Consider the following 22,734-nt stretch of genomic DNA (forward strand, 5'->3'; position numbering starts at 1 on the left):
CACGTAGAGGTGCAGGTTTGCCAGACGCCTGCCTTCGGCGACAATGGACATTCTCGTGAGCAGTACCTATTTTGCCAGCATGATCCGCCGTCTCGCCACCTTGCTTGCCATACTCGCGATCACCGTGGTGACGAGCCTCGCCTCTGCGCATGCTGCGCGCATGAGTTCTGGCGTGGATCGTGAATCGCATGTCGCAGGCATGGTGCATTCGTCGGACATTGCGGAACGCACCTGTGACGCCGGACAGCACTGTGGCGCGGCCGATGCCGGGATGTGCGAGTTCGTCTGTGCGGGTCTTTCGGCCTTCCTGATATCGCCAACCGGCGAATCCGGACGGGCCCACGGTCCTGCCCGGCATGACCTTCCGTCCGAGGCAAGTCCCGTCAGCCGCGCGCCGGGGCTGAACGAACGACCTCCCAAGCTCCGTCTCCTCTGAGCGCGCCCGGGCCGGTGCCCGTGGCGTCCCATCGGTTTTGATGAACGGGACCTAAGGTCCCGAGGAGACGACCATGAATACCCTTTCACGACGCGGCTTTCTCGCCGCCAGTGCGGCAGCCATTGCCGCAGCTCAGATGCCCCGCCTTGCGTTTGCCCAGACCGGGGCGGCGATCAGCCTCTCGGCCGCCACACGGACGCTCGACATCGACGGACGCGCGGCCACTGTCTTTGGCCTTGCCGGTCCCGGCGGTCAGGGCCTGGTGCTCGACCCCGGCCAGAGGTTCCGGGTCGATCTGACCAACGATCTCGATGTGGGCACCATCATCCACTGGCATGGCCAGATCCCGCCCAATGTGCAGGACGGCGTGCCGGACATGCCGATGCCGCTGCTCGCCCCGGGAGAGACCCGGTCATACGATTTCGAGGCGCGGCCGGGCACCCACTGGATGCACAGCCATGTGCCGATCCAGGAGATGCGGCTGCTCGCCGCGCCGCTGATCGTGCGCTCGCAGGAGGATATCGCTGCCGACAGGCAGGAAGTCGTGATGTTCCTGCATGATTTCTCCTTCAAGACCCCGGAGGAGGTTCTGGCGGAGATCAGCGGCGGGCACGGCGCAGGTCATGCCGCCGCCGCCGAAGCGAGCCCCAGACAGGGCGTGCCCATGGAGGGGCTGGGCGGGATGCCGGGCATGGGGCATGGCGGTATGGGGCACGGCGCCATGGGCGGCATGGCGATGGGCAATATGCCTGAAATGGGCGGGATGATGGGCATGGGCGGCCAGATGGGCGGCATGGCCATGGACCTGAACGACCATGACTGGGACGCCTATCTCGCCAACGACCGGACCCTGTCGGACCCCGAGGTCGTGCAGGTCGAGCGTGGCGGGCGCATCCGGCTACGCGTGATCAACGCCGCCGCGGCGACGGTGTTCTGGATCGACAGCGGGGCGGCCGAGGCACGCCTCGTTGCGGTGGACGGCCACGCCGTCCAGCCTATCGCGGGCAACCGGTTCGGGCTGGCGATGGGCCAGCGTCTGGACATCGAGATCGACCTGCCGAAGGAAGGCGGCGCCTGGCCGATCCTCGCGTTGCGCGAAGGCGCGCGGGAGCGCACCGGCCTGATCCTCGCCACGCAGGGTGCCGAGGTTCGGCGTCTCGATCCCCTTGCGGAGTCAGAAGCGCCCGCTTTCGACACCGATCTGGCACAGGAGGCACGCCTTGTCGCTCTGAACGCCCTGCCGGACCGGCCGGTGGATCGCAGCCAGATGCTGATGCTGGGCGGCGCGATGCAGCCCTATGTCTGGACGATCAACGGCGCCATCTGGGGCCAGCACCAGCCGATCACCGCACGCAGCGGCGAGCGGGTCGTGCTGTCGTTTCACAACATGTCGATGATGGCCCACCCGATGCATCTGCACGGGCATGTGTTCCAGGTCGTCGGCCTGAACGGGAGGCGTGTCGCCGGTGCCTTGCGCGACACGGTCCACGTGCCACCGATGTCGATGGTCGATGTCGCCCTCGATGCCGGCGAGGCCGCCCACTGGATGCTGCACTGTCACCACATGCCGCACCTCGCAAGCGGGATGATGACCGAGTTCGCGGTCACGGCGTCCGTCTGATCCGGCCGGGGCGTTCGGATAGGGCGCCCCCATAGCGGCCCCAAACCGTGCCGGGCTGACGGCCGATGCCGCAAGAGCAGATCACACGGTGCACCTTGCAGCAGGAAAACCAGGAGGATGAGATGATGAACTGGAACGACATGGGCCCCGGAATGGGTTTCGGAATGGGGTTAGGCTGGCTTTTCGGCCTGCTGATCCTCGTGCTGCTGGTTTTGGCAATAGCGGCGCTGATCAAATACCTCCGGAAATGAAGGAAAGGACTTTTCAATGGCTTACACAATCAATCGCATGGTTCCGGGCACCGGGATCGACGATGTCGATGCGCGAACGCGCAAGGCGCTCGCAGATCATGGCTTCGGCGTGCTGACCGAGATCGACGTCAAGGCGACGATGAAAAAGAAGCTCGATGTCGAGATGTCGCCCTATCGCATCCTCGGAGCCTGCAATCCGAAGATGGCGCATCGGGCGATCGGGATCGAACCTCGGGTGGGCGCGATGCTGCCCTGCAACGTCATCCTACGCCAAGTCGATGGCGGCGGCGTGGAGGTCAGCGCGGTCGACCCCGTGGCCTCGATGCAGGCGATCGAGAACGCCGAACTGACCGCCGTGGCGGGCGAGGTCCGAGACCTTCTGGCGAAGGCGGTCGAGGCGATCTGAGATGAGCCTTTGCGATTCTTGGGATCACTCTGCTCGGGGTGTCAAAACGGCAATAATATTTGATCAGGAGCTGGAATATGAACTACGGACGTTTCCTTGCAATGATCGCGACTTCGACGGTCGTGATGTTTGGATTGATGTATCTCAACACCTACGCACTCGACCATATATTCTTCTCGCAGACGCGCATGTGGATGGCGATCTATATGGGTGCGGTGATGGCGATCATCATGCTCGCTTTCATGCTGGGCATGTATTCCAATAAGCGGCTCAATCTCGCGATCTTCGCCGGAGCTGCTGTAACCTTCGCCCTGTCGCTCTGGCTTGTCCGAAGCCAGGAGACTGTCGACGACCTCGCCTGGATGCGGGCGATGATCCCGCACCATTCCATTGCCATCCTGACCAGCGAGCGGGCCGATATCTCGGACCCGAGGGTCAGGGCACTGGCAGATGCAATCATCGAAGCGCAGCGAAGCGAAATTGCCGAGATGAAGAGTTACATCGCAGACATCGAGGCGAACGGCGAGGCACCCGCGGGCACACCCCGAGCCGAACTTGAATGACGCCCATGAACCGAAAGGAACGTCAGTAGCCGACACGATCAACCGGCTTCCGGCTTGCGCATTTCCGCGGTGAGACGCCAGCGGAGACCTAGGCCGCGCCACGTGGGCTGTGCTCGCCCTCGGGCTCGTCACGGGGTTGCCGCTGCTTTGGGTGGCAATGCGGAGAGGGCCTGAAAAGGAAAATCCATGACAAAAAGCGATTACGAGAAGAACAGCATCACCCTCCTCGGCGCCATCGCCATGGGGACCGGTGTGATGATCGGCGCGGGCATCTTCGCGCTGACCGGCCAGATCGCCGAGCTTGCCGGGCCGCTCTTCCCGCTCTCGTTCGTCGTCGGCGCCATCGTGACCGCATTCAGCGCTTACACCTATATCAAGATGTCGAACGCCTATCCGTCGGCGGGCGGCATCGCGATGATCCTGGAAAAGGCCTATGGCCCGACGACAGTGGCGGCAGGCGCCTCGCTCCTGATGGCGCTGTCGATGGTCATCAACGAAAGCCTCGTCGCGCGGACCTTCGGCACCTATACGCTACGGGCATTCGGCGGCGACCCGGAGAGCGTTCTCGTCCCGATTCTTGGCGTTGGGCTGATCGTTTTCGCCTATCTCGTGAACGTCTCGGGCAACCGGTCAGTCGGGCTGTTCTCCATTGTCATGGCCGTGCTGAAGGTGGGCGGCATCGCGCTGTTCGGTGTTTCCGCGCTTTGGGCCAGCGGTCTGTCGTTCGAGGCGACGGGCGGAGACGCGAGCGCCACCGGCTTCGTGGCGTCGGTCGCGCTGTCGATCCTGGCCTTCAAGGGCTTCACGACAATCACGAACAGCGGCGCAGAGGTCACCGACCCGCACCGCAACGTCGGTCGGGCCATCATTCTGTCCATCGCGATCTGCGTCGTCGTCTATCTGCTTGTCGCCTTCGCCGTCGGCTCCAGCCTGCCGCTCGACCGCATCGTCGCCGCGAAGGATTATGCACTGGCCGAGGCAGCCCGGCCCGCCCTCGGACAGACCGGCTTCTACCTGACGGTGGCGCTGGCGCTGGTCGCCACGGCGTCGGGTCTGATCGCCAGCGTATTCGCGGTCTCGCGGATGCTGGCGAAGCTGACCGACATGAAGATGATCCCGCATAGCCATTTCGGGATGCCGGGAAGGATCAAGGACCATACGCTCGTCTACACGGTCGTAATCGCTGGCTTCCTGACGGTCTTCTTCGATCTCAGCCGGATCGCCTCGCTTGGCGCCTTCTTCTACCTGGTGATGGACATCATCATCCACTTCGGTGTGTTCCGGCATCTGCGCGAGAAGATCGGCGCGCAGGGCTGGGTGCTGCTGACTGCCATCGTGCTCGATGTCGTGGTGCTGGCGGCCTTCGCCGCGATGAAATGGCAATCCGATCCGCTGATTGTCGTGATCGGCATCGTCGGCATGGCACTGGTGTTCCTGTTTGTCCGGGTCTTCCTGGCGCGTAATCCGATCAAAACGGGGAAACACACTCACCATTAAGAAATAGCTTGAGCCTCCAGCGGGAGGAAACCTCAGGTTGAAACAAATCAGATGAAAGTTGGCAAAACATGGAACACGACCATTCACACACGACGCCCGACATTCCGGAAGGGACCGAGACTGCCAAGGATCCAGTCTGCGGGATGACTGTTCAGGTCGGGTCAGAAACGCGTCACGCAGCATTTCAGGGCAAGACCTTCCATTTCTGTTCCGAGGGTTGCCAGACAAGGTTCAAGGCCGACCCCTGGTTCTACGCCTCGGGGCGCGCCGCGGGGCAAGAGACGGCGGCCCCTGCGGACGCGCAGTACACCTGCCCGATGCACCCCGAGGTCATCCGCGATGAACCCGGAGACTGTCCGATCTGCGGCATGGCGTTGGAGCCGATGCTGCCCTCGGACGAGCCGAGCGAGGAGCTGACCGACTTCACCCGCCGGATGTGGGTCTCAACGGCCGCGGCGGTGCCGCTGATCGTTCTGGCAATGGGGGAAATGGTTGCCCTGCCGGTGCGGGACTGGATCGGGCACCGGACGGCGAGCTATCTGGAATTCGTGCTGGCGACCCCGATCGTGCTCTGGGCGGCATGGCCCTTCTTCAAGCGCGGCTGGGAATCGGTGCTGAACCGCTCGCCCAACATGTGGACCCTGATCAGCCTCGGCGTGGGCGCGGCCTATCTCTATTCGCTGGTCGCAACATTCCTGCCGGGCGTGTTCCCTGAGCAATACCGGACGGGCGACAGCGTCGGCAACTATTTCGAGGCGGCAGTGGTGATCGTGGCGCTGGTCTTTGTGGGCCAGGTGCTGGAGTTGCGCGCCCGAGAGCGCACGGGCGACGCGATCCGCGCGCTGCTGGATCTGGCGCCAAAGACTGCGCGGCGCATCCTGCCTGATGGCACGGAATACGACGCGCCGCTGGAAAACATCATGGAGGGCGACCGGCTGCGGGTGCGCCCCGGCGATGCGGTGCCGGTGGACGGGGTGGTGATCGAGGGGCGATCCTCCCTGGACGAAAGCATGCTGACCGGCGAGTCGATGCCGGTGGAAAAGGGGCCGGGCGACGAAGTGACCGGGGCCACGATCAACAAGAACGGCAGCCTCGTGATCGAGGCCGGCAAGGTCGGCGCCGACACCGTGCTGGCGCAGATCGTCGCTATGGTGTCAAACGCCCGCCGCTCGCGCGCGCCGATCCAGGGGATGGCCGACCGAGTTTCCGCCATTTTCGTGCCGACCGTGGTGGCGGTCTCGATTATCGCCTTCATAGTCTGGATGATCTTCGGACCCGAACCGGCGCTGGTCTTCGCCATTGCCTCGGCGGTCTCTGTGTTGATCATCGCCTGCCCCTGCGCGCTCGGCCTCGCTACCCCTATCTCGATCACCACGGCGGCGGGGCGCGGCGCGCAAGCGGGCGTTCTGATCAAGGACGCCGAGGCGCTGGAGCGCATGGCCGCCGTCAATACGCTGATCGTGGACAAGACCGGCACACTGACCATGGGCAAGCCAAGGCTGACGGACACCATCGCGCTGGGAGACCTGCCCGAGGCTGACCTGCTGTCGCTGGCCGCTGCGCTGGAACGCGGATCCGAACACCCTCTCGCCGCGGCCATTGTCGATGGCGCCGAAGCGCAGGGTGCCGCCCGTCAGGAGGCGACCGATTTCGAGGCGGTCACGGGCAAGGGCGTGCGCGGCAAGGTTGGCGGACGCAGCGTGGCGCTCGGCAATGCCGCGATGATGAAAGAGATGGCGCTGGATACCGCGCACGCCGAGGCGGAGGCCGACACCCTGCGCGCACTCGGCAAGACGGCGATGTTCGTCGCGGTGGACGGGGCGCTTGTAGGTATTGTGGCGGTGGCCGACCCGATCAAGGAGTCGACGGCGCAGGCGATCGATGCGCTGCATGCCCAGGGGCTGCGCATCATCATGGCGACCGGCGACAACGAACGCACCGCGCAGGCGGTGGCAGACAGGCTCGGCATCGACGAGGTGCGCGCGGGCGTGTTGCCGGAAGACAAGAAGACGCTGATCGACCAACTGCGCGCCAAGGGCCGCAAGATCGCCATGGCGGGCGACGGGGTGAACGACGCGCCCGCTCTGGCCGCCGCCGACGTCGGCATCGCCATGGGCACCGGGGCCGACGTGGCAATGGAAAGCGCCGGGATCACGCTTCTGGGCGGTGATCTGATGGGTATCGTTCGGGCCCGCAAACTGGCCCGCGCCACGTTGCGCAACATCAAGCAGAACCTGTTCTTCGCCTTCGCCTACAACGCGCTTGGCGTGCCCATCGCGGCCGGGCTGCTCTACCCCGTCACCGGCCTCCTGCTCTCGCCGATGATCGCGGCGGCCGCGATGAGCCTCTCGTCCGTCTCGGTCATCAGCAATGCGCTGCGGCTGCGTCGGATTGATCTCTGACCCCACAGAAAAACTTCCAATCAGAAAGAGGAAAACCAGATGACCGAAGATAAACTTTCGCGCCGCATGATCCTGATCGGCGGGACCGCCATGTTGGCGGCATCGCCACTGAAGGCGCTCGCGCAAGGCGCCGGACCGGCGATCCACGTGATGAAGGACCCCAACTGCGGCTGCTGCTCGGCTTGGATCGAGATCCTCGAGAACGACGGTTTCGCCGTCACGACCGAGCGCAGCCTCGGGACGCTTCTGATGCGCTACAAGCTGGAGAACGGCATCCCGCAGGAAATGGCCTCCTGCCATACGGGTAGCATCGAAGGCTACATGATCGAGGGGCACGTACCTGTTGCCGACATTCGCCGTCTCCTGGAGGAGCGCCCCGAGGCGGTCGGCCTTGCAGTGCCCGGCATGCCCTACGGATCGCCCGGCATGGGTCCGGAAAGCGAACGCGAAGCCTACGAGGTGTTGTTGATCCGGCGCGACGGATCGACCGAGGTGTTCACACGCTACGCTGCCGCCTGACCACCAAGCTGCGAGTCAGCTTCTGATCAGAAAGAAGAGCACAGGCGCGCCTGCTCCCGCATCACCGCGTAGTCGCTCAGGATCCCCTCGATCGCTGATCCGTCCGGCAGCAGGTGCAGTTCTTCGGCAGCGCGCGCCTGGAGCGCGGGGCTGTACTCAACGACAGGCGGGCAGGTCCTGATCCCGCCAGCTTCAGAACCGACCATCGCGCAGCCGCTCAGCAAGCTCGTTGCGATCCCGAGGACGGCGAGCCGCAGCCTCCAGCATCCGGCGTTGGATTTCATTGGTCTTCTCCGTGGTTTCAAGGCGTTCGGCGAGGCGTCCCGCTCGCTCGCCAGAACGCCGAAGCAACAGCAGGAGCAGGAGCACGGCGAGGACAATGGCGCCGTAGCGAAGCGCCGACCGCACCCTCGAGCTGGCAGCGAACCCAGTGAGCAAATCGGCAATCACCGCCGCCCCCGCTTCCAGTCGTCGAGCCGAGCGTAGATCGTGACCGCGATGCCTCCGAGCGCGACGGCGATGAACACCCAGCGCAGCGTATCGAGGTACGGCACAAGGGGCAGGATTGCGGACTGGGTCTCGGCGAGGAGGCTCTGCGCGACCTCGACGCCGGCTGCGCCCAGCGTAGCCACCCCGGCGGCCCCGCCGCCCTTCATGGTGCGGCTGTCGGCCAGCACTTCGCGCGCAGGCGGCGTTTCAGCCGCGAAGGCCGTCGCCGGGATAGGGAAGCGCTCGCCCCACTGACGTGCGGGCCCGAGATCAACATGGATGAACCCCGATCGCGGGTAGAACCCGAAGCCGAGGAACCCGACCTCGCGCGCCGCGGCCTCGAAGGCCACCGGGTCATGGTTCGCCATGGCGATGTCGAAGGCGGCGCCATCGAGGTGCTTGGAGCGGGTCGCGCCGCCCACGGCGCGGTTGTGCTCGGGGCTGCGGTAGGCCGAGCGGACGATCAGCGGCTTGCCGAGCCGGTCGCGCAGCGCCTGCAGCCTGTCGAGCGCGGGCTCGTTGATCAGCAGCTTGCCAGTGCCCCCGGCAGGCGATCTCGGCCGGGCTGAAATTCGGCCAGCGCCAGGTGGTCTCCGGCACGTCGCGCCAATGGCGGTGGAAGGTCGTGGTCATGAGGCCTCCAAGATGAAAAAACCCGCCTCGAGGGCGGGTGCGTTTGGGCTGATGGATGGGATGGTGAGCGGCTACGGGCTGCCGCCGAAGATCTTCAGCTTGATGGCGATGCCCGCGAGCAGCGCCAGCATGACGCCGGTGGTGATCATGCGGACAGCGGTCTGCATGGCCGTGCGGCGCACCAGGCGGATGCAGTCCACCAGAGAGCGCAGATCGCGGATGTCGAGCGCGGCCTCGTCGCCATCGAGGCCGACATCGGCCAGCGCGCGTTTTGCGCCTTCCTCGGCCGCGCGTGTCAGGATCGCCTCGAACTCGGCGTCCGGCATGCGCACGAAGCCCTCGGATCGGGGTGGTGTCATCGGGATCTTCCTTCCGCCGCTCAGCCGATCTTGCAGCCCCAGAACGAGGTGTGATCGGCGGCGAAATACCCGTCCGCGACCCGGAAATACCCCTGCAGCTCGACGGTATTGCCCGCGGTGAGCGGCACCATGGTCTGCAGCCAGATCGCGGTGGCGAGCGAGACATGGGTGGCTGAGATTTCGCCGAGGGAGCCGCGGATTTCGGTCGTTCCGTTCAGCACCAGCCGCCCGCGCATGCGGGCCGTGGCGCTGGCGTTGATCTTGTAGAGCAGCGTCGCGCCGAAGAGGTAGGTGCCGTCGACGGGTGCCACGAAATGGTTGTTCGCGGCGTCGAAGGCGCCCTGATCGTTGGTGTCGGTGTTGTTCAGTCCGATTTTCGTCCAGGCGCCCACGCCGACGTAGTTGTCGTAGTTCGTGTATGCCTTGAAGCGCGGCAGCCGGGGCTGATCGACGATGCCGGTGGCGTTGTCGACGCTGAATCCGTCGAAGAAGGTGCTGCCGTCGGCGGAGACCGCGAGCCGGAAGCGGTCGGAGCCGAAGAGGCCGACCAGCGCGCGGGTAGAAAAGCCGGTCTGCAGCGTGAGGCCGAGATCGTCACCCGCGGCCTCCTTGTTCATGGTGTAGAACAGATCGCCGGTGCCACCCTCGGCCACGGTCTTCGCCGTCCAGAGCGCGGCGTTCAGCTTGGCCGAGAACGGGTTCGATGCATCCGCCGTGGTGCCGACCCCGAGCAGCGCCATATTCTGCAACTCGCGGGGCGTGGTGCCGACCCAGTCAGACCCATCGTAGACCAGCAGCAGCCCCTCATCCTCGACCCACGCGCGCCAGCCGGTCCGGGGCGGCAGGCGCAGCCAGGCGCCGTCGGTCCAGAGCGCGACGTTCAGGTCCCACCCCGCCCAGTCGCCCGTCGCGCCCGAGCCGACGATGTAGCGGTCGCCATCCGCAGGGCTGCCGGGCGGCGCTGTCAGATCGCGGTCGAGCACGGAGAGCTGGACGAGCCCGTCGAGGATCCGCAGCGCCTCATTGTGGGTGACATGCTTCTGGGCCTGCGCCGCGAGGATGTAGGGCAGCAGGAGATGGGTCGTGGCGTCGGACATGGGATGGCCTCAGAAGGTGAGCGTGATGGTGCTGGGCGCGCCCCGCCCGACAAGGGCGGAGAGCTGGAAAATGCGGATGTCGAGCGTGTCGCCGGGGCCGAGTGGCGCGCCCCAATCGGCGGTCTGGTCTGCGGCGGTGTAGACCGCGCTGGTAGTGGCGGTGCTCAGCACCCGCTTCACGGTGGCGCCGTCGAGGATCTCGACCTCGTAGGCTTCCAGCTCCTCGGTCAACGGGACCTCGAGCCCGCCCCAGCTGTCGGCCGCCAGCGCACGGGACCGGCGCGTCCAGCGGATGGTGAGAACGCCGGGCGTGCGCGGCCTGCGCCAAGGCTGCTCGACATGGGCGACCGAGAACGGCCGCAGCCCGACGCCTGCTGGCGTGAAGGCCTGCGCGACATAGGTCTCGTCGGTTACCGGTCGGCTGGCAGGGCCGATGCGCCAGTTCCACGGGATGCCGAGATCGGCCTCGGCGATCGGCAGGGACACCAGCGCGGTGTCCAGCACGACTACGCGGGCGCCAGCGGGCGCCGGGTTGCCCATCCCTGCTTCGGTACCCCGCTGGCCCCGCAGCAAGCGGGTCAGCCGATACCGGCCGGGCGCGAGCAACTCGGCCGCGCCTGCCTGCACGATCTCCCAGGTGCCGGGCGCGTTCTCGATGGCCAGCGCGTTCGCCCCGCCGAACAGTGTCAGGTCGGTGACGCTTTCCAGCGTGCCTGAGAGCAGATCGAGAACCAGCACATTGCCGAGGTCGAAGCGCGACGTTGGTCCGGCGTAGAAGTCCGAGACCAGCGCGCCGATCCGGGCGCGAGTGCCAAACGTGGTCAGCAACTCAAACCCGTCCGTCGACGGGCTGCGGAACACCGCCATCTCGCCCGGCCAGGGAACCGCGTGGGCGGCGACGAACGGCCGATGCGCGGGCTGGTCCTCGGTCAGCTGCGGCAGCTCCATCAGCACGGCATCCGGCGCGCCGAACACGACGGCACGCGTCAGCGACGCCGCGCGAGGATCGCCGGACGGCAGGTCGTAGGTCGCGCGGTCCTGGCGGACCGCCTCGATGCCGCGCGCCTCGGCGTCGGCGATGGAGACGAGCCGCAGGTCGACCAGCCGCCCGTCATGCGCGAGGCGGATCGCGTCAGCCGGGTCCAGCGCCAGCCGCGAGGGCGGCAATCGGAACGCCGCCGTCTCGCGTCCCACCCACGCCTCTATTAGTGCGCGGCGGCAGCGGCGCTCGGCCTCCTCGGGCGGCACCGCCATGGGGAAGTTCTCGGAGGCGATCCGCGTCGTGTCCACGGTGATGCGCCGCGCCTCCACGAGGGCCGCGTCGTAATCCTCATCGGCGCGGGCGACCTGCCATTTCAGGGCCTGCGGCAGTTCGGTCTCCTGGCCGCGCGTCAGTTCCAGCACGTCGCCCTCTCGGGCCGCCACCAGATCGTCGGGCGCGAGGGTCGCGACAGAGGCCCGGCCACGCATGATGAAACGGATGACGCCCTCGGTCTCCACGGCGTCGAAGCCGAAGTGGCGCGACAGCGTGGTGATCGACGCGCGCGGACTCTCCAGCGCCGTGATGGCGTAGCCCTCGACCGCGCCCCAGAGGCCGATGACGTCGATCCGCGCCTCGGGCAGCCCGGCGCGCAGGCAGAGGTGCCGCACGAGGGCCGCCAGCGACACCGCGCCGAGCCGCCCGGTCAGCCAATGGCCGAGCCGCCAGTTCGCCCCGTCCGTCCAGACGTCGGTCAGCGCCGGGAAGAAGGGATACGGCCGTGCGTCCCATGTCCAGGCGGCGCATTCCGGCAAATGCACCATGCGACCGCCGTAGACCGAAGACAGCGGATTGTTCGCGGCCTCGCCCCACCAGAGATACGTCGCCTCGAGATAGGCGCGCTGGATGGCATCGTCGCGCCAGCCCCGCGAGAAATGCGGCGTGAAGCTCTCGGACGACTTCGGGTCGAAGAAGACGTTCGGCTGGTTCGTCCCACGGTCGATGGCCGGACAGCCGAGCTCGGTGAACCAGATGGGCTTGGACTCCGGCGCCCACGCCGTCGGCGTGCCGCTCTCCACCCCGCCCGGGCGGTTGTAGTGCGCGTTCGACCACCAGGCGCGCAGATCCTTGTAGCGGAAGACCCAAGGCTTGGCCGCCGCACCGTCCGTGATCGGCGTGCGGACCTGCGCCGAGCGATCCGCCGCGCTGGCATAGAACCAGTCGAAGCCTTCACCGCCCGCGATGTTCCCCTGCAGGTAGGCGCGGTCGTAGATTGCCGGCCAGCCCTCGGCCGCATCGGCATGTTCGAAGCCGTCGCGCCAGTCCGAGAGCGGCATGTAGTTGTCGATCCCGACGAAATCGATCTCCGAATCGGCCCAGAGCGGATCGAGATGAAAGAACACGTCGCCGCTGCCATCGCCCGGCTGGTGCCCGAAATACTCCGACCAGTCGGCGGCATAGCCGATCTTCGTCCCGGACCCGAGGATCGAGCGGACATCCGCGAGCAGATCCCGATAGGCCTGCACCGCCGGATAGCTGCTGGCGCCCGAGCGGATCGTGGTCAGCCCCGGCATCTCGGTGCCGATCAGGAAGGCGTCGACGCCGCCCGCCGCTGCGCAGAGATGGGCGTAGTGCAGCACCATGCGGCGCAGGCCCCAGTCACCGGATGGCCCGGTCCACGAGACAGACTCACCCGAGACGCTGAAGCTCGCGGGCGTGGCCGCGCCGAACAGCGCCGCGACCTGGCTTGCCGCGGTCGCGGTCTTGTCCACGGTCCCGGCGAACCCCGCTGCAGGTGAACAGGTGATCCGGCCCCGCCAGGGGAATGCGGGCTGGCCCGTCTCGGCGGCGTTGTCGGAATACGGGTTCGGCAGGCTGTTGCCGGATGGCACATCCATCAGGATGAAGGGATAGAAGGTCACGCGCAGCCCGCGCGCCTTCATCTCCTGGATCGCCTGCACCACGGCGAAGTCGGAGGGCGTGCCGCCATAGACCGGGCGATCCTGGTCGTCGCGGCTGACGAGGAAGGCGCTGGCGCGGCTGACGCTATTCACCGACCAACTGGCGGGCGTGGTGGATTTGGCCGACACCTCGACGCCCGGCCGCACCTTGCAGGAGCCCGCGCGCAGGTCGTCGCCGAACCACGCCACCACGAGGCTGACGCTCTCGACCGCCGGCGCCATGGCCTGCAGCCGGTCCAGCGCCTCCACCATGTCGGTGGAGGCGGCCAGCGCGTTCAGGTTCTCGGGTACCGTCGCGCCGCCATCGGTCTTGCGGATCGCCTGCGTCGCATAGGTGAACTCGCCCGAGGCCGGGATCATGGTGACGGCCTGCGTCAGTCCCTCGGCGGTGTCGGGATCGGCGAGCGGACGGAACACCTCGAAGGAGAGCTGCGGCAGGCGGTTGCCGTAGCTCGACAGCAGCAGTTCCTCGAAGACGACATAGGCCGTGCCCCGATAGGCGGGCGTATTGGCCGCGCCCATCTTCGCCGCAATGAACGGATCGGCCGACTGCGCCTCGTCACCCGGATACCAGCGCCAGGTGACGCCGGATAGGTCCATCGGCTTGCCGTCGGCCCAGATGCGCCCGATGCCGGTGATCGGGCCCTCGCAGAGCGCCACGGCGAAAGAGGCGTAGTAGAGATACTCGGTCGTCTTGACCTTGCCGCCCCCGCCGCCCTTGCCGCCGCCCTGCGTGGTGGTCTTGGTCTCCTCGCGGAAATCCGTTGCCCAGATGATGTTGCCGCCCATGCGCATCCGGCCGTAGAGCCTCGGGATCACAGCCCCTTCGGTGGCCGAGGTGATGCGCAGCGTGTCGAGCCGCGCGCCCTCGATGCGCTGCGTGGGCGCCAGCGACGAGATGATCCAGCTGTCGACGACCGAGCCGATACTGGAGCCGATGAAGCCGCCAATGGTCGCGGCACTGACGCCGAGAATGGCGCCGCCGATCGAACCGCCAATGGCGGCGCCAGCGGCACCGAGAACAAGGGTGGCCATGTCGGGGTCTCAGCGTTGCGGGAACAGGAAGGCGAAGGCGATGCGCCGCCTCCAGCTCTGGGTGAGCGGTTCCTCGATCACGCCGAGCCGCTCATAGGCGTGGAGGAAGGTGGCAGGCCCTGTCAGGATGCCCACATGCTTGGAGATGGCGCGGGCCTTCATGCGGAAGAGCACCAGCGCGCCGGGACCAGCCTCGGCGGGCGACACCTCGATCATCATGCGCCGCGCGCCGTCGGCCAGAACCTCGCGCGGGCCTGTCTCGCCCCAGTCGCGGCTGTAGGGTGGGATCGGGAACGGCTCGGGGCCGACGATCTCGCGCCAGACGCCCCGGGCCAGCCCGAGGCAGTCGCAGCCGACACCGCGCAGGCTCGCCTGGTCATGGTACGGCGTGCCGAGCCAGGACCGAGCGATGGCGATGACGTGCACTGGGTCGGCTGATGCGAGGCGTTGCGTCACAGCATGCCGCCCTCGTGGCCGCCGTCCTTTGTGGCGTAGCGCAGCACGGCATCCTGACCGGGGATGTGCGGGAAGCCGCGGAAGTTGACGGTGTTCGCGAACTTGGCCCCGCAGGTCTCCATGCGCTTGTCGCAGCCCGCGCGGACGGTGAAGGCGTCACCCTCGGTGATCGCGCGCACCGGCGCTTCGAGCAGGGTCAGCATGGCGATGCCATCCGTGACGTCATGGCCCAGCACCTCGGCGCGCCGCCCCTCGTTCGCACCGGTCGTCCATTCGACTGTTCCGAAGGTGAACCAGCCGGAAATGAAGCCGCCGAGGCCCGAGGCCGTTAAGGCGCGGTCACGCAGAAGGTCGATGACGGCGCCCGTGCCCTTGAAGGCGGGGTCCTCCAAATCGACGCCGCAGCGCGCATCGCCGAGCGCGGCGTCGCAGGTCGCCTGGAAGGTCCGCCCGACCGTCTGGCCGAGGACGTGGGCGAGCGAGCGGACCTCGGCAACGAAGGCGAGCCGCCCGCGCCGGATCTGGCCAATGGCCCCGCGCCGCATCAGCACGCGCTGGCCGGTGTCGGCCCAGTTCACCCGCCAGACCTCGACCTCGGCGTTGTCCCAGCGGCCGTCGAGAATGTCGGTCTCGGTGATCCGGTCGGAGGTCAGCACGCCCTCGGCGTCCTGCGCATCAACCGACAGGTCCGATCCCGACCGCACCTCGGACGCCGTCAGCCCGCTCTCGGGCTCGAAGTCGGTCTCGTCGAAGCTCAGCGTCCGGTCGTGATCGGTGAAGCCGAAGGTGACGCCATCGGCGCGGGCGATCCGCCAGCACCAGGCGAGCGTCGTCGTGCCCTCGTCGAAATGGGCCTGCAGGGCGGGGTCGAGGGTCTTCATCGGCGCAGTTCCAGCAGCGGGATGGAGGTGATCGAGCCGAGCCGCTCGAGGTCGAGCGTCACGTCAAGCACGTCGGTGTCGAAGCGGACCGGCACGTCGAACTCGAACCCTGCGGTGATGGAGACGCCAGCGCCCGGCGCGGCGCCGAAGGTGACGACGCCGGTTGTCGTGTCGACGGACCAGCCGGAGGGCTGCTCGACGCCCGACGGCGCGATGCGCACGGTTCCGGTCACCGGCTTCGCGATGGCGCGCGTCCAGGATTGCGCGCCCGAGGCGTAACGCTTCACCAGCTGGAAGGCGGTCGTCGCGCCGTCGCCGGTGCCGATCACCTGATCAGTCGGTGATAATGCGCCCGAGGGCAGGCAAGACTTGTGATCCGCCCAATCCTTGAACCGGAAGCCGTGAAGACGGCCGTTCCGCGCCTCGAAGAAGGCGACGACGGCGGCGAGATCGTCGGCGCGGCGGATGCCGTAGGCGACGTCGTAGCGGCGGCGCGAGTTGGCCCAGCTGGCGTTGCGTTCCTCGTCGCCGGAAGCGAGCTCGACGATCTGGGTGCGCCGCTCGGGCCCGCCCCGGGCGCCGCGACTGATGTCGTCGGGGAACCGGACCTCGTGGAACGCCATCAAGCTTCTCCTTGGTTCGTGCTCTGGCCCCCGCCACCGGTTCCCACTTGCGGGGTCGCACTCACATGCCCCTCCGCCCGAGCGAGACCGCACGGGCGATGTCCGCCGCGACCTGTGTGCGGGACTGCCGGAAGCTCTCTGCGTCGCGGGCCATGATGGTGATGTTGACGCCGCCGCCCGCGCCGTAGGTCTGGGCCTCCCGCCGCGACAGCACCCGCTCACCGCGCTGCAGGATCGCGGGCACCTCATCGTGGCGAAGCCCTGCCATCCCGCCGCCATGCATCCGGGGCGCGGCAGCGAAGGCCATGGTCGGGACCAAGCGTGAGGGCCCAGCCGAGCCGACCATCCCGCCCGCATGCAGGACGTTGGCGAAGATACCGCCCGCCCCTGAGAACACGCCCGAGAGCGCATTGGCGATCGGCCCGAGGATGAACCGCCGCGCCGCCAGCTGGGCGAGATCGGCCAACAGCGAGGTGACCAGATCGCGGAAGTTCAGCTTCCCGGTCTTCACGAACTGGCCGACCGCGTTCTCGGCCGACTGGAAGGCCCCGACGAGGCTCTGGCCGATGTCGCCGCCGATTTCGCGGGCCTTGCTGGCGTAATCCGACAGCGCTGCCGTGACCGCCTGCCAACCGGTGACGGCAGCTTCGGTCACGGGCTCTGCTGCCGCAGCAGCAGCCCCGGCCGCCGCGCCTGCATCCGTCGCGGCGCGTCCGGCATCGCCGAGCGCCGTCTCCAGCCGCTCGGCCGCTCCGGTGGCCTCGGTCAGCGCATCGGCACTGGCCTCGTCGGTGCCGCGCACGGCATCGCGCAGCGCCTGCCAGCTTTCGAGCGGGGCACGGGCTCCCTCCGCCAGATCCCGCGCCGCGCCACGATAGAGGTTCGCGGACTCGAGCGCCCTGTTCGCCGCCTCGGTCAGGCCGAGATCGGGCGCGGTGAGCGGGTTATCCTCGAAGGCCCGATCGAAGGCCGCCTGCGCCGCTGTCGTGGCAGCGCTGGCCGCGCCCTCGAAGCGGTTCTCGATCTCGCCGAGGTCGAGGTCGGGCACCAGCGAGATGCGGCGCTCCGATCCGAGGGCTTCCAGCCCCTGGTTGATGCCGCCGATGAAGCCGTTGATGCGCGAGACCACCCCGTTCAGCATCGCCTCGACGCCGTCGACCAGGCTGTTGGCCGCCTGGAACGCGAGATCGCCGATGGCGGCGGGCAGCAGACCCCAGATCGCCTTGATCGCCTCGTAGGCGCCCTCAAACGTGTTCGCGGCCGTGTTGCCGAAACCGACCACGCTCTCGATGGCGCTCTGCATGCCCGACGCCGCATCGGCCTTCAGGTCGAAGAACATCGCCGTGGCCGCAGCGCCCGCCGCGGCGGCGCCCATCCTGATCCGCTCCCAGACCTCTATAGCGAGGTCCTTCAGAAGCGACATCGCCTCGCCGAACCCACCCGCGCCGGACACGAGGCGGGTGAACTGGTAGACAAGTTCGCCCGCGCCGACGACCAGCGCCCCGATCCCGGTGCGGATCAGCGCGCCGCGCAGCACGACCAGCGCCGTTGCGAGGCCACGGACCGAGAGCGCCGCAGCGGCCATCCCCGCCACCCAGCGGCCCGCGAGGAAGGCCGCGAAGGTCGCGGCGTAGGTGGTCAGGCGACCGATGTTGTCGAAGAGGCCGCGGATCGCGATGCCGAGCGGCCCGGTGCGACTGGCGACCGCCGCCATGGCATTCGCGACCGCTTCCAACGCAGGCGCGGCAGCAACCGCCAGCTGGTTCGACAGCCCGCGCCAGATCAGCCCGAGCCGGGAGATGGCGTCGTTTGTCCGCTCGATCTGGTCAGCGTCCTGCTCCGAGACCACGACCCCGAAGGCGAGGACGTCCTCGGTCGCCTGGCGCAGCGTCGCGGTGTCGATCCGCGACATGGCAATGGAACCTTCCTCGCCGAAAAGCTGGCCTGCGACAGCCGCGCGTTCGGCGGCGGGCACGAAGCTTTCGATCGCCGCGTTGATCGCGCCGACGCGCTGGTCCAGCGGCAGAGAGATCAGCTCGGTGGCCGACAGCCCGAGCCGGTCCAGCGCATCGGCGGCGGGGCCGGTCCCGGCGGCCGCCTGGCTCAGGCGGCGCGTCAGATCCTTGGTCGCCTGCTCGATGCCCGACATCGAGACGCCCGCAAGTTCGCCCGCGCGCTCCAGCGTCTGGATCGAGGCGACAGTAGTCCCGAGCGACTGCGCCAGCTTGGCCTGCGCATCGACGGTCTGCAGCCCGGACCGGACCATGGCGACGCCAGCGGCCGTGGCAGCGGCGACGGCGGCCGCAGCCGCGACCCGCACCCGTCGCGAGAAGGCCGCGAGCCGGGCATTGGCCGCTTCCATCTCCCGGCTCAGCCGTCCGAAGCCGCGCGATCCGGCTTCGCCCACACCTTCCAGTTCGGCGCGCACCTGCCGTCCGCCCACGGCCGCGAGGCGGACGCTGACCCTCTTCTCAGCCATGGGACTGATCCATCTGTTCGTTGAGTTTCGCGACCATCACCGCTTCGATGACGGGCAGCAGTTCGGCCATGGCGAGCGGCGGCACGCCGAGCGCGTCACCGAGTGCGAGCGCCGCCGACATGTCCCAGCCGATCACCGCGCCGGGCAGCACGCGCAGCTGGCCGCCGAGACGGCCGACCAGGTCCCAGATCTGCCAGCCCTCCGGCGTTTCCGGCCGGTTCAGCCGCGCCGGGCAGTCCGGGCACGTCGTTTGGCAGGCTTCGCAGTATCGCTCGCCCCCGCCGAAGGACCATTCGGCGAGAGCGCGGAGGCGTTTTTTTCCTGTTCCAGTAGCAGGCCCTTCGAGACATAGGTCAGCTGGAAGGCCTCGAAGATCGGCCAGACATCGAGCAGCGCGTCGATGGCCTCCGGGCTGGGATCGATCGGCTTGCCGTCGGCGTCGCCGATGCCCTCCCAGGCGAGCACCGCCCGTCGCGCCAGTGCTTGCGCGAAAGCGACGGCGCGTTCCTCGTCGGAGGCATCTTCTGGAACAGATTCCACGGCCGGATCGCTGCGCGTCGCCACCATCAGCGCCGTGGTCAGCGGTCGCAGTTGTACCCGGACGCCGGGCGCGAGGTCATGCCAGCGCGGCGCATTGGTCAGATCGAGCGTCAGCATCAGTAGGTCTCCACATCGTTCACGAGGGTTGCGGTGCACATCCGGCCGACGACGCTGTCGCGGGCGGCCTGCCAGTCGAAGGTGGCCTGCACACCCTGCGGCCCGGAGATCTCGATGCGCGGGCGCGGCAGGTAGACGGCGTGCACGGTGAAGGTGAAGCTCTCGCCCGAGGGCAGGACGTAGGCGAATTCCATCTCGCAGGGATCGCCGTTGATTGCCTGCGTCACCAGCGTCTGGTCGGCGAAGCGGACCTCGATCCGGCCGGTCAACGCGGCGATGGACGGATCCGCCCCGTCGATGCGGCCGTCCGAGCGGATCGTCTCGATCCGGTCGAGGTTGTTGGCGTAGGTGATCTCGGCCGAGACCACGTTGCCGAGTGCGGTGCCGTTGCGGGTGATCGCCCCGTTGAAATGGCCGAAGCGCTTCAGTTCCAGCGCGGCGGGCGTCCCTGCGCTCGTCGTGGTCCCGACAGTCTCGCCCTGCGCCACCAGCCGCGCCGTGGCGGTCAGCAGGCCCGACCGCTGCATTTGCCAGGTGATCTGGTCGAGCACGCAGCCCGAATACATCGCGTATCGCGGCACCTCGGGCATGCCGGTCTCGATCGACATAGAGGGCAGCGTCCAGGACCCCGACTGGAACTCGTGGCTGTACGGCGCCTCTGCGCCCGTGGTCGTCGGCGCGCCGAAGGCCGCCTTCAGCCAGAAGCCAAGTGCCTCGGCGTCGAGCGGCACGACGACATCGCCGTCGGCTGTCACCGCGTCCTTGATCGGCGCCAGCGGATCGCGGCCGTAGCCCAAGAGCTCCGAGTTCAGCAGTGGCTGCTCCGCCCCGAGCGAGGTGCTGGCGAAGGGCATGCGGGTGAAGCCGCTGGCGGGCGGCGTTCCATAGGTCGTTTCGAACGCAAGCGCCATCAGCGCCCGCGCCCCCTGGGCTCGTGCCATGGTGTTCTCCTCGGGTTGTCGGGATCAGCCGAGCGGATCGGCCGTGGAATAGTGCAGCACCACCGGGATGACGGCGGCCTTCAGGCTGGCCGCGCCGTCGACCGGCAGATCGACAGGCCGCGGGGCTTCCGCCTCGACCCAGTCGCAGAGGCCGCCCAGCGTGCGGTCGGCGGCGAGCGCTGCGCCGATGCTGGCGGTCAACGTGTCGAAGGCGGCGTCACGGTCCGCGCCCTGCACGACCGCCTCGATTTCGGCGCGGTGCTGGTAGTGGTAGCGCAGGGGCGACAGCGTGACCTCGGGCTCCCCCGGTTCGCCGTCGCGCAGGATCAGCAGACCCACAGCAGGCACGCGCTCGGGCAGCATGTCCCCGCGCAGGGCGGTGGCGGGCAGCGCCAAAAGCCGCGCGTGCAGCGCGGCGAGGATGGTTTCGCGTGGGGTGGGCATGAAGACCTACTCTGGTCCTGTCTCATCGCTGACACTCTGGCCGGATTCGCCGTAAGATGCTTGATACTCAAGCAGATAATCACCGACAGGGAGCAATTTGCCCTGCTCATTAGAGTGCACATGGACATTGAAATTGAATGTCGTTCCAGTGTTCGCTCGGATCCTTACCGAAGGCGCCCCTGAAGGACTCTCCACCAGCCTCGCAGTAACATCAGGGGAACTCAGGAAATTCGGCTCGAGGCGACCTGTGCCGGTAAAATTTTTGACCGGCCTCGAAATGGAAATCAACAGGCGCCCAGCATTTGTCGTGTTATCTGAGCTATCCACTTCTTGCTTTACGCTGACTGCTGGCTCTCGCGCTAACGAGTACTCTCTAATTTCCTCCAGAACAGTTTCGTCAGATTTACCGCCAGTTCGCTCTTGGTGAAGTTTTAGAAATTGATCCGTGTGGTAGATTAGTATCTTTTTGCCAGTTTCTTGATACGCCTCCCGCAACAGCTCCAAGCGTGGATTAAGAGTCCGACCACTCTTCTTCTCCCACCAGTCTTCCTTTGTTTCCGAGGTGACCAGTATCATTGAGCGATCACTTTCCTTCCCGTGGGAAAGTATCTCCTTCCACATTAGAAAATCGCCCGCAAAGCCCGTTCCATCTTTGCCCTCGTCCATGTAGCCGGGTGGAATTTTCTCGTTTTTCCTCCTCTCGGCTTCTTTGATGAGTTCCTCCAGATTATCCGGTTGTTTTCCGATACCATCTTCCAACGCAACTTCGAGGCGTAGCACAATCTCATCATCCTGATCATAATCAGGGGCTTTGGCTCGCTCGCTATCGATCCCGTCGCGAAGAGACTGGCACGCCTCTCGGACTTTTCCATCAAGAGAGTCACTCAATTCCCTTGGTATAACGCGACACGCTCTTATTGCATCGACGGCCGCGGAAAGCGCCTTCTCGAGGTCATCGAGGGGTTTTTTCGCCTTGTCGAAATCGTTTCTGGTTTCAGTTATGACCACACGTCGGTTCTTAATGAATTCGTTCGCTGTCTGATTAGAAATCCAAAGTCGCCCCTTGAAGCTCTCGAGAGCGGAGAGAAGTGCTTCGCGTGTAGACTGATTGTAACGGTAGAGGTCAAGAATGACATTCGCGTCCACGGTCAGAATGCCTTCATTCCACGCCGCCTCGTAGTCGCCGTGATCAAAGAAATACCAACAGAACTTGTCGCGCATGGTCACCCCCGGATCGTTCATCGAACCTTGGGCTCAACACGCGCTATCTTCAAGAGTTGTTCGCGCTTGCCGCGTTCATGCTCCCATGCGCCCTCGCACCCGCCAAACAGCACGAACTGAATCCATGTTTGTCCGCGCCCTGTAGTGGGTGCTGTTGCGTGGCTCCAATCGCTGGGCCGGGGCTTAAGGGCCAGTTGAGGCCTACGTGCGTCCGTCCACCCAGTTCGCCACGATCAAACCCGGCACACCGTCCAATGCCCGGTCTGCATCCCGCGCCAGGTCCAGCCGCTTCGGCAACTTCACCTGAGGCACGAGCAGGAAGATCGGCGCGGTGACCTTGCCGCGCCCCGTCTTCGAGCGCGAGACCACCGCCTGGCCCTTGGTGTTCAGCCGCCCCTCCGCCACCAGCAGGCTCGGGCCCGTGCGGCGATAGACGAAGCGCAGGCGCAACCCGCGTCGCCGTTCCCATTCACCGGGCGTGATCCGGCCGCCGCGCAGGGACTTGCCGGCGGCGGGCAGCGGGATCGCCAACCAGAACCCGGTCTTCGATCGGATCAGCGGCCCCGTGTCATGCGCGCCGACGATGACCGGGGCCTTCGACCAGACCAGCGCCGCCGCGTCCAGGCTCTCGCCCGACCTCGGGAAGTTCTGGCTCCGGATCGAGTTGGCGAGCCGGGGCCCGAGCCCCGCGCCGGTGATCTGCAGCCGCCACGCCGATTTCAGCCCGGTCCCGGCCTCGCGCATGGCGGCGGTGACGGCGCGTTCGCCCGCTGCCACCTCCGCC

At 67.0% G+C, this 22,734-nt stretch carries 23 protein-coding genes; 8 read left to right on the forward strand and 15 right to left on the reverse strand.

From position 1 onward, the window contains the following. The first annotated feature begins 55 nt into the window (after nucleotides 1-55). The 8 genes from IE127_RS16095 (at nucleotide 56) to IE127_RS16125 (ending at nucleotide 7,695) form a co-directional block, all read left to right on the forward strand. Nucleotides 56-436, forward strand: coding sequence for a hypothetical protein (locus IE127_RS16095; protein ID WP_210310521.1), 381 nt, complete (start codon nucleotides 56-58; stop codon nucleotides 434-436). Between the two features lie 73 nt (nucleotides 437-509). Continuing rightward, the gene (locus IE127_RS16100) at nucleotides 510-2,057 is read left to right on the forward strand and encodes a multicopper oxidase family protein (RefSeq protein WP_189426713.1); all 1,548 of its coding nucleotides are present in this window, start codon (nucleotides 510-512) and stop codon (nucleotides 2,055-2,057) included. Between the two features lie 125 nt (nucleotides 2,058-2,182). Then, entirely contained in the window at nucleotides 2,183-2,308 is a 126-nt protein-coding gene (locus IE127_RS19825; RefSeq protein ID WP_280516661.1) for a hypothetical protein, read from the forward strand. A gap of 16 nt (nucleotides 2,309-2,324) precedes the next feature. Continuing rightward, nucleotides 2,325-2,714 (forward strand): DUF302 domain-containing protein, encoded by a 390-nt coding sequence (locus tag IE127_RS16105; protein ID WP_189426714.1) that lies wholly within the window; start codon nucleotides 2,325-2,327, stop codon nucleotides 2,712-2,714. A gap of 77 nt (nucleotides 2,715-2,791) precedes the next feature. After that, entirely contained in the window at nucleotides 2,792-3,277 is a 486-nt protein-coding gene (locus tag IE127_RS16110) for a DUF305 domain-containing protein (protein WP_189426715.1), read from the forward strand. Between the two features lie 186 nt (nucleotides 3,278-3,463). Further along, nucleotides 3,464-4,774 carry an APC family permease gene (locus tag IE127_RS16115; RefSeq protein WP_189426716.1) on the forward strand — a complete coding sequence of 437 codons (1,311 nt, stop codon included), beginning with the start codon at nucleotides 3,464-3,466 and terminating at the stop codon, nucleotides 4,772-4,774. A gap of 68 nt (nucleotides 4,775-4,842) precedes the next feature. Next, the gene (locus IE127_RS16120) at nucleotides 4,843-7,176 is read left to right on the forward strand and encodes a heavy metal translocating P-type ATPase (protein WP_189426717.1); all 2,334 of its coding nucleotides are present in this window, start codon (nucleotides 4,843-4,845) and stop codon (nucleotides 7,174-7,176) included. Nucleotides 7,177-7,215: 39 nt separating this feature from the next. Beyond that, nucleotides 7,216-7,695: a DUF411 domain-containing protein gene (locus tag IE127_RS16125; RefSeq protein ID WP_189426718.1), complete on the forward strand. Its 480-nt coding sequence runs from the start codon at nucleotides 7,216-7,218 to the stop codon at nucleotides 7,693-7,695. A gap of 26 nt (nucleotides 7,696-7,721) precedes the next feature. Here IE127_RS16125 and IE127_RS16130 read toward each other — a convergent pair whose 3' ends face one another. The 15 genes from IE127_RS16130 to IE127_RS16200 form a co-directional block, all read right to left on the reverse strand. Continuing rightward, nucleotides 7,722-7,979 (reverse strand): hypothetical protein, encoded by a 258-nt coding sequence (locus IE127_RS16130; protein WP_189426719.1) that lies wholly within the window; start codon nucleotides 7,977-7,979, stop codon nucleotides 7,722-7,724. A gap of 162 nt (nucleotides 7,980-8,141) precedes the next feature. After that, nucleotides 8,142-8,795: a YcbK family protein gene (locus IE127_RS16135; protein WP_210310534.1), complete on the reverse strand. Its 654-nt coding sequence runs from the start codon at nucleotides 8,793-8,795 to the stop codon at nucleotides 8,142-8,144. 93 nt (nucleotides 8,796-8,888) lie between these two features. Further along, nucleotides 8,889-9,176, reverse strand: coding sequence for a DUF6127 family protein (locus tag IE127_RS16140; RefSeq protein ID WP_085378178.1), 288 nt, complete (start codon nucleotides 9,174-9,176; stop codon nucleotides 8,889-8,891). A gap of 20 nt (nucleotides 9,177-9,196) precedes the next feature. Next, nucleotides 9,197-10,273, reverse strand: coding sequence for a DUF2793 domain-containing protein (locus tag IE127_RS16145; protein WP_189426720.1), 1,077 nt, complete (start codon nucleotides 10,271-10,273; stop codon nucleotides 9,197-9,199). A gap of 9 nt (nucleotides 10,274-10,282) precedes the next feature. Further along, on the reverse strand, nucleotides 10,283-14,248 hold the full coding sequence (locus tag IE127_RS16150; protein WP_189426721.1) for a baseplate multidomain protein megatron: 3,966 nt from the start codon (nucleotides 14,246-14,248) through the stop codon (nucleotides 10,283-10,285). Between the two features lie 9 nt (nucleotides 14,249-14,257). Further along, the gene (locus IE127_RS16155; RefSeq protein ID WP_189426722.1) at nucleotides 14,258-14,704 is read right to left on the reverse strand and encodes an NlpC/P60 family protein; all 447 of its coding nucleotides are present in this window, start codon (nucleotides 14,702-14,704) and stop codon (nucleotides 14,258-14,260) included. Continuing rightward, nucleotides 14,701-15,585 carry a phage/gene transfer agent baseplate hub protein gene (locus IE127_RS16160; RefSeq protein ID WP_189426723.1) on the reverse strand — a complete coding sequence of 295 codons (885 nt, stop codon included), beginning with the start codon at nucleotides 15,583-15,585 and terminating at the stop codon, nucleotides 14,701-14,703. Before IE127_RS16160 ends, IE127_RS16155 begins: the two co-directional genes overlap by 4 nt. Continuing rightward, a complete protein-coding gene (locus IE127_RS16165; protein WP_189426724.1) occupies nucleotides 15,582-16,208 on the reverse strand; it encodes a DUF2460 domain-containing protein in 627 nt (208 codons plus the stop codon). Before IE127_RS16165 ends, IE127_RS16160 begins: the two co-directional genes overlap by 4 nt. A 61-nt stretch (nucleotides 16,209-16,269) precedes the next feature. Continuing rightward, nucleotides 16,270-18,687, reverse strand: coding sequence for a phage tail tape measure C-terminal domain-containing protein (locus IE127_RS16170; protein WP_189426725.1), 2,418 nt, complete (start codon nucleotides 18,685-18,687; stop codon nucleotides 16,270-16,272). Beyond that, nucleotides 18,680-18,838, reverse strand: a complete 159-nt coding sequence (locus IE127_RS16175) for a DUF7697 family protein (RefSeq protein ID WP_210310522.1) — start codon at nucleotides 18,836-18,838, stop codon at nucleotides 18,680-18,682. The genes IE127_RS16170 and IE127_RS16175 overlap by 8 nt, the downstream gene beginning before the upstream one ends. A 68-nt stretch (nucleotides 18,839-18,906) precedes the next feature. Further along, entirely contained in the window at nucleotides 18,907-19,344 is a 438-nt protein-coding gene (locus tag IE127_RS16180) for a phage-derived protein YdaY family protein (protein ID WP_189426726.1), read from the reverse strand. Beyond that, a complete protein-coding gene (locus IE127_RS16185; protein ID WP_189426727.1) occupies nucleotides 19,344-20,285 on the reverse strand; it encodes a phage tail tube protein in 942 nt (313 codons plus the stop codon). The genes IE127_RS16180 and IE127_RS16185 overlap by 1 nt, the downstream gene beginning before the upstream one ends. 24 nt (nucleotides 20,286-20,309) lie before the next feature. Then, the gene (locus IE127_RS16190; RefSeq protein WP_189426728.1) at nucleotides 20,310-20,729 is read right to left on the reverse strand and encodes an acyl-CoA transferase; all 420 of its coding nucleotides are present in this window, start codon (nucleotides 20,727-20,729) and stop codon (nucleotides 20,310-20,312) included. 6 nt (nucleotides 20,730-20,735) lie between these two features. Then, the gene (locus IE127_RS16195) at nucleotides 20,736-21,950 is read right to left on the reverse strand and encodes a PIN-like domain-containing protein (protein ID WP_189426729.1); all 1,215 of its coding nucleotides are present in this window, start codon (nucleotides 21,948-21,950) and stop codon (nucleotides 20,736-20,738) included. A 201-nt stretch (nucleotides 21,951-22,151) separates the two neighbouring features. Next, nucleotides 22,152-22,734: DUF6441 family protein (locus IE127_RS16200; protein ID WP_189426730.1), on the reverse strand; the 583-nt coding region annotated here is incomplete at its 5' end.

This window comes from Devosia pacifica, from assembly GCF_014652635.1.
GTDB classification, from domain to species: Bacteria; Pseudomonadota; Alphaproteobacteria; order Rhizobiales; family Devosiaceae; genus Devosia; species Devosia pacifica.

Coding starts and splice junctions, on each gene's coding strand:
- IE127_RS16115 (WP_189426716.1), top strand. CDS start 3,464: ATGACAAAAAGCGATTACGAGAAGAACAGCATCACCCTCCTCGGCGCC.
- IE127_RS16165 (WP_189426724.1), bottom strand. CDS start 16,208: ATGGCGTTCCACGAGGTCCGGTTCCCCGACGACATCAGTCGCGGCGCC.
- IE127_RS16180 (WP_189426726.1), bottom strand. CDS start 19,344: ATGCTGACGCTCGATCTGACCAATGCGCCGCGCTGGCATGACCTCGCG.
- IE127_RS16185 (WP_189426727.1), bottom strand. CDS start 20,285: ATGGCACGAGCCCAGGGGGCGCGGGCGCTGATGGCGCTTGCGTTCGAA.
- IE127_RS16140 (WP_085378178.1), bottom strand. CDS start 9,176: ATGACACCACCCCGATCCGAGGGCTTCGTGCGCATGCCGGACGCCGAG.
- IE127_RS16145 (WP_189426720.1), bottom strand. CDS start 10,273: ATGTCCGACGCCACGACCCATCTCCTGCTGCCCTACATCCTCGCGGCG.
- IE127_RS16125 (WP_189426718.1), top strand. CDS start 7,216: ATGACCGAAGATAAACTTTCGCGCCGCATGATCCTGATCGGCGGGACC.
- IE127_RS16190 (WP_189426728.1), bottom strand. CDS start 20,729: ATGCCCACCCCACGCGAAACCATCCTCGCCGCGCTGCACGCGCGGCTT.
- IE127_RS19825 (WP_280516661.1), top strand. CDS start 2,183: ATGAACTGGAACGACATGGGCCCCGGAATGGGTTTCGGAATGGGGTTA.
- IE127_RS16195 (WP_189426729.1), bottom strand. CDS start 21,950: ATGCGCGACAAGTTCTGTTGGTATTTCTTTGATCACGGCGACTACGAG.
- IE127_RS16105 (WP_189426714.1), top strand. CDS start 2,325: ATGGCTTACACAATCAATCGCATGGTTCCGGGCACCGGGATCGACGAT.
- IE127_RS16130 (WP_189426719.1), bottom strand. CDS start 7,979: ATGAAATCCAACGCCGGATGCTGGAGGCTGCGGCTCGCCGTCCTCGGG.
- IE127_RS16120 (WP_189426717.1), top strand. CDS start 4,843: ATGGAACACGACCATTCACACACGACGCCCGACATTCCGGAAGGGACC.
- IE127_RS16100 (WP_189426713.1), top strand. CDS start 510: ATGAATACCCTTTCACGACGCGGCTTTCTCGCCGCCAGTGCGGCAGCC.
- IE127_RS16160 (WP_189426723.1), bottom strand. CDS start 15,585: ATGAAGACCCTCGACCCCGCCCTGCAGGCCCATTTCGACGAGGGCACG.
- IE127_RS16170 (WP_189426725.1), bottom strand. CDS start 18,687: ATGGCTGAGAAGAGGGTCAGCGTCCGCCTCGCGGCCGTGGGCGGACGG.
- IE127_RS16150 (WP_189426721.1), bottom strand. CDS start 14,248: ATGGCCACCCTTGTTCTCGGTGCCGCTGGCGCCGCCATTGGCGGTTCG.
- IE127_RS16110 (WP_189426715.1), top strand. CDS start 2,792: ATGAACTACGGACGTTTCCTTGCAATGATCGCGACTTCGACGGTCGTG.